Origin of the sequence: Synechococcus sp. BA-120 BA3, assembly GCF_034931285.1 — a bacterium.
Taxonomy (GTDB): domain Bacteria; phylum Cyanobacteriota; class Cyanobacteriia; order PCC-6307; family Cyanobiaceae; genus Cyanobium.
In genome coordinates, this window is record NZ_JAYGHZ010000108.1 from 1 (window position 1) to 3,520 (window position 3,520).

Here is a 3,520-nt window from a genome sequence, read left to right on the forward strand (position 1 = left end):
TCCCAGGCCTCCCGAGCCGCCACCCCGCACAGCACCGCCGTGGCGGCCCGCAGCAGGAGGAAGGTGAGATCGGCGGTGTTCACGGGCTGGAGGATCCCCAGGAAAGTTAGGCGGGGATCAAGGACCACGCCCGCTGCCTGCCGCTCCACCCCGCGCCGGCCCGCATCACACCCCAGAATCCCCCCATCGATCGCCGGCCTGCGCCCCATGGACCGCCTCCACCCATGACCTTCGCGGTGGCGCTGGCGATGCTGGAGCGCGAGGGCCGCTGGCTGCTGCAGCTCCGGGACGACATCGAGGGGATCGTCCATCCGGGCTGTTGGGGGCTGTTCGGCGGCCACCTCGATCCAGGGGAAGGCCCAGAGCAGGCGATCCTGCGGGAGCTGGGCGAGGAGATCGGCTGGGGGGCGCCGGCGCTGCCGCTCTGGTTCGAGCACCACGACGACCAGCTCAGCGCCTATTACTTCCGCGGCCCCCTCACCGTGCCCCTGGAGGCGCTGCAGCTGAACGAGGGCCAGGACATGGTGCTGGCCGGGCTGGAGGAGCTGGGCAGCGGCCGGATCTGGAGCCCGAGGCTGCAGCAGCGGCGCGGCCTGGCACCGTCCCTGGAGCGGGCCGTGCGCCGCCTCGACCCGAAGCGCGCGCCAAAGAACTAAGGAATGGTGAGTGATGCCTTAAGATGGGAGGTAACAGACCGTTCTCCTGCGTCTCAGGCTTGATGAGGATGCGCTTCCCGGCAAGATTCGCGACAATCTCATGGATTTTCCCTGCGGAAGCTGTCAGCGCCGTCACTCCGTCCATGGCGCCCGCAGGCCTGCACCCCCGACCCGCGTCCCTTCGATGACCAACGTCTGGTGCGTTCGGGCGGGCGGCGGCATCTACGCGGACAACTTTCTCAGCGGCGGCTTCGTCGGCATCGGCTGGCGGGAGATCACCGAGGACCTCGGCCCGGTCCGGAACCGGGAGCAGCTCTTCTCGGTGGTGCGGCGCTACTTCCCGGACATCCAGAGCGCGATCCTGCTCTCCAACTACGTCAACGAGATCCACCGCTTCCTGTTCGAGATCCGCCCCGGCGACCACGTGATCATCCCGGCGGCGGAAGCCGACCTGCTGCGCTTCGGCGTCGTGGATGAGGGCCGCGCCTACTACGACCCCACCGGCGATGACGGCTGTCCCCTGCGCCACCGGCGTCCCGTCACCTGGTCGCCCGAGCCGCTCCGGCTCGACCACTTCTCGGCGCCGTTCCGCAATTCCATCCGCACCCTGCTCACCGTTCCGGCCCACACCCGGATGCGGTCCCTGCTGACGGTGTTCCTGGTGGAGCACAAGGCCGAGTTCATCCGCGCCATCGGCCGCCAGGAGACAACGGCCCCGGCCCGGGCGATCACCCGGAAGGAGGAGGCCCACCGCAGCGTGCTCGAGCAGCTCCTGCAGCTGGATCCCGCCGAATTCGAGCGGCTGGTGGTCCATCTGCTCGATGCCCTCGGCTTCCAGGACTGGGAGCGGACCGAGCACCGCGGGACGCTGCGCGACGTCTTCGATGCCTGCGGCGACATCAGCCTGTCCCTGCCGGCCCGCATCCGCATCCATGCCCGCTTCCACCGCGGCAACCTCGGCGCCCGCATCGGCGCCGACGCGGTGCGGGAGCTGCGCCAGTTCATTCCCTTCGGCGGCCATGGGGTGTTCATCACCACCGCCGATTTCCAGCCGGCGGCAACCACCGCAGCCGCCGAGGAGGGCTTCGCCAGGATCAGCCTCGTCAACGGCCACCAGCTGGCCGAGCTGATCGCCCGCCACTGGACCCACCTGCCCGTTGACATCCGTGACCGTCTTTCGCTCGAGCAGGTGCTGGTGAAGAATTAGGATCCCACCGCCCAAGTCCATGGCTTCGCGTTCGCGCCGACGCACCCCCAGCCACGGCAGGGGCACGCCCCCCCGGCAGGAGGTCGCCGGGGCCGCACCGGAGGCCACCGGCCTGCGGCCGCGGCTGCAGATCCTGGCGGGGTTCCTGCTGCCGCTGGTGGTGCTGGGGCTGTGGCTCAACTCCCGCGGCTTCTGGAGCCCCTGACGGGGCACCAGCTCAGGGGCCCCCCAAGGGGAAATCGGGTCCGCAGCCCAGCAGCTCCACCTCCGGATCCTCGCCAAAGATCGCCAGCAGTTCCCCGTGCAGGGCCTCGGCCCAGGGGGCCGTGTCGATGAAGCGAAAGCGGCGCCAGTTCCAGACCCGCCCGGCGACGGCCCCGTCGGTGCAGCAGAACTCCATCTCCTGCCCCTCGGCCGGCTGGCTGTAGATGCAGACGCCGAAACGGAAGGGGACGTCGGCCAGCTCCAGCCACCAGCCCCAGTCTTCGCAGCAGAGGAAAGGGGCCTGCCGGCCGTTCGCCTGCAGCCGCTCCTGAAGATGCAGCGCCAGGGCCTTGCCCACCGTTCCCGGATTCACCATCTCCCCAGCCTCGCCCGGGAGCTCGGGGAATTTGGCGGATCGCAGGTGGATGAAGTCCTTCATGGCCAAGGAAGGCGGATCCCGGCGTGCGCCCAGCGGACGGTAGGTGCTGCTACCGGCGTTGTCGCGCCTCCGCCTCCAGAGTGCGCCGGCAACGACAGGCGGCGGGCGTGCAGGATCTGGTGGGAACGGTGCAGGCGCTCTGGCGCTACCCGGTGAAATCGATGCTCGGGGACTCCCCCAGCCAGCTGGCGGTGGATCCCCGCGGCATCCGGGGCGACCGGGCCTACGCCCTCTGGGACCACGCCAGCGGCCGGGTGGCCAGCGCCAAGAACCCGCGGCTCTGGCAGGCTCTGCTCGGCTACCGGGCCCGCTTCCGTGAGGAACCGACGCCGGCGGCGCCCCCGCCGCCGGTGCTGATCGCCCCCCGCGAGGACGACGGCAGCCCCGGGCTGTGCAGCGCCGAGGACGACATCGGCGCCTTCTTCAGTGAGCGCTTCGGTCGCCGGGTGAGCCTGCTGGACACCCCCCCCGAGGGCGCCAGCCTCGACCAGTACTGGCCGCCGGTGGAGGAGCGCGCCTTCCAGGACGTGACCAACGCCCTGGAGCTGCCCGCGGGCACCTTCTTCGATGCCTGCCCCATCCACGCCATCACCACCGCCACCCTCCAGCGGCTGCGGCAGCTCGAACCCCAGCTGGATTTCGCCGTCGAGCGCTTCCGTCCCAACCTGCTGATCGCCACGCCGCCGGAGTCCACCGGTTTCGTGGAGGAGGCCTGGAGCGGATCCTGCCTGCAGATCGGCGAGCAGCTGGTGCTGCGGGTCGACGGCGGCTGCCCCCGCTGCGTCGTCACCACCCTGGCCCAGGGCGCCCTGGAGGAGAACCTGGAGATCCTGCGGGCCACCGCCCGCCACAACGGCGTGGTGGCCGGCATCCGCCTGAGCGTGGTCAGCCCCGGCCCGGTGGCAGTGGGGGATCCGGTGCGGCGGCTGCCCTGATCGGCCCGCCGCTGGCTAGGGCGTCGGCACCAGCCCGGCCGCCAGGCGCTCAAGGGCCTCAGCCAGCAGGGCCTCGGAG

6 protein-coding genes are annotated in these 3,520 nt (G+C 70.9%); 4 read left to right on the forward strand and 2 right to left on the reverse strand.

Going from position 1 to position 3,520, the window contains the following annotated elements; genetic code table 11:
- A partial coding sequence (locus tag VB737_RS05940) for a hypothetical protein (protein ID WP_500311947.1) occupies positions 1-209 on the reverse strand: 209 nt, incomplete at its 3' end.
- Positions 210-224: 15 nt separating this feature from the next.
- Here VB737_RS05940 and VB737_RS05945 point away from each other — a divergent pair.
- The 3 genes from VB737_RS05945 (at position 225) to VB737_RS05955 (ending at position 2,068) form a co-directional block, all read left to right on the forward strand.
- On the forward strand, positions 225-656 hold the full coding sequence (locus tag VB737_RS05945; RefSeq protein ID WP_500311949.1) for an NUDIX hydrolase: 432 nt from the start codon (positions 225-227) through the stop codon (positions 654-656).
- Positions 657-840: 184 nt separating this feature from the next.
- Positions 841-1,863 (forward strand): restriction endonuclease, encoded by a 1,023-nt coding sequence (locus tag VB737_RS05950; protein ID WP_500311950.1) that lies wholly within the window; start codon positions 841-843, stop codon positions 1,861-1,863.
- Positions 1,864-1,882: 19 nt separating this feature from the next.
- Positions 1,883-2,068 carry a hypothetical protein gene (locus tag VB737_RS05955; RefSeq protein WP_500311951.1) on the forward strand — a complete coding sequence of 62 codons (186 nt, stop codon included), beginning with the start codon at positions 1,883-1,885 and terminating at the stop codon, positions 2,066-2,068.
- A gap of 12 nt (positions 2,069-2,080) precedes the next feature.
- On the opposite strand, the gene VB737_RS05960 is transcribed toward VB737_RS05955, so the two are convergent.
- Positions 2,081-2,506, reverse strand: coding sequence for a hypothetical protein (locus tag VB737_RS05960; RefSeq protein WP_500311953.1), 426 nt, complete (start codon positions 2,504-2,506; stop codon positions 2,081-2,083).
- 107 nt (positions 2,507-2,613) lie between these two features.
- Here VB737_RS05960 and VB737_RS05965 point away from each other — a divergent pair, with 107 nt between their 5' ends.
- Positions 2,614-3,441, forward strand: coding sequence for an MOSC domain-containing protein (locus tag VB737_RS05965; RefSeq protein WP_500311954.1), 828 nt, complete (start codon positions 2,614-2,616; stop codon positions 3,439-3,441).
- The last annotated feature ends 79 nt before the right edge of the window (positions 3,442-3,520 follow it).

Coding starts and splice junctions, on each gene's coding strand:
- VB737_RS05945 (WP_500311949.1), top strand. CDS start 225: ATGACCTTCGCGGTGGCGCTGGCGATGCTGGAGCGCGAGGGCCGCTGG.
- VB737_RS05950 (WP_500311950.1), top strand. CDS start 841: ATGACCAACGTCTGGTGCGTTCGGGCGGGCGGCGGCATCTACGCGGAC.
- VB737_RS05955 (WP_500311951.1), top strand. CDS start 1,883: ATGGCTTCGCGTTCGCGCCGACGCACCCCCAGCCACGGCAGGGGCACG.
- VB737_RS05960 (WP_500311953.1), bottom strand. CDS start 2,506: ATGAAGGACTTCATCCACCTGCGATCCGCCAAATTCCCCGAGCTCCCG.